The sequence below is a fragment of the Burkholderia sp. MSMB1078WGS genome (assembly GCF_001528895.1).
Classification (GTDB): Bacteria; Pseudomonadota; Gammaproteobacteria; order Burkholderiales; family Burkholderiaceae; genus Burkholderia.
Window position 1 is genome coordinate 1 of record NZ_LPDI01000004.1, and the last position, 1,114, is coordinate 1,114.

The window sequence follows — 1,114 nt, forward strand, 5'->3', positions numbered from 1 at the left end:
GTCACGCGTCGCGATAGAGGGCGGCGATCGCGTCCGTATAGGCCGCGACGTTCTCGGGGTTGTAGATGCTGACCGAGTCGAGCACGTGCTTCGCTTGCTCGCGGTATGCGTCGAGATTCGCGTCGTGCTCGGCAAACGCCTGCAACAGCGCGCGGCCGCCCGCCTGGCAGTCGAAGTCCGGATAGAAATACCCGGCCTTGCCGAGGAACGGCGAGTTGTGGATCAGCGGATAGCCGCCGTACAGCAGCTCGTAGTACAGGTAGTTCTGGGCGTTCTCCCACGTGTGCGACACCACCGCATCGCCGTACGCGGCCATGAACTCGTACACCGCATAGCGGCTTTCGAACGTCGTGATGCCGTGCTCGACGATGTCGAGACTCTTCGCGAAATGAATGAACGTCGTGTGATCCTTCAGGTGAATCGTGTTGCACACGCGCACGAATTCGAGGAATGCCGGATTCGCGCGGTAAGCCTCTTCCGTGATCAGCATCGGAATGATGCTGGTCTTCACCATGCAGATGTTCGGCTCGAACATCGTCACGCGCCAGCGCGGCTTGCCGGGCCGATAGCCGAACGTCAAGCCGGCGCCGAGCGTCGCGCGCGCCTTGTCGAACAGCATCGGGTGCCAGATGTGCGGGACGATCGTGACCGGCGCACGCAGGCCCGTCTGGTAGTAGTGCAGGCACGAGCGCTCGAACTCGGGAATCGTCCATACCGCGTCGTACGGTGCGCCCGAGAACAGGAAGCCCGACGGCTTGTCGAACATCGCGCGTTCGATATCGATCACGTAGTCGTTGCCGACCCGCATCGTGACCACCTTGCCGCCGCGCTCGCGGAACGTGCGCAGGTAGTCCGCGCCGAACTGCGCGCTCATTTCGATCAGCACGTCGCAGCGCTCGAGCGCTTCGTCCATCGACAGCAGCGGCACGTCCCACTCGCCGAGCATCATCTGCGGATCGGCAACGTGTTCGCCGCCGTTCACCATCACGGCTTCGGCGACGAGCGGCGACTGGCGCAGCAACAGGATCAGCAGCAGGCAGTTCTGGAAAATGCCGTTTTCCCACAGCGACTGGCCGGCGCCGCGCACGAACAGCGACACGCCGACGACGAGACG

General features: G+C 63.5%; 1 protein-coding gene. It reads right to left on the reverse strand.

Features of this window, described 5'->3' with window-relative positions; translation table 11 throughout:
* Nucleotide 1: 1 nt before the first annotated feature.
* Nucleotides 2-1,114, reverse strand: a 1,113-nt coding sequence (locus WT24_RS01180; RefSeq protein ID WP_060030578.1) for a DUF2827 domain-containing protein, incomplete at its 5' end; no start/stop codon positions are given.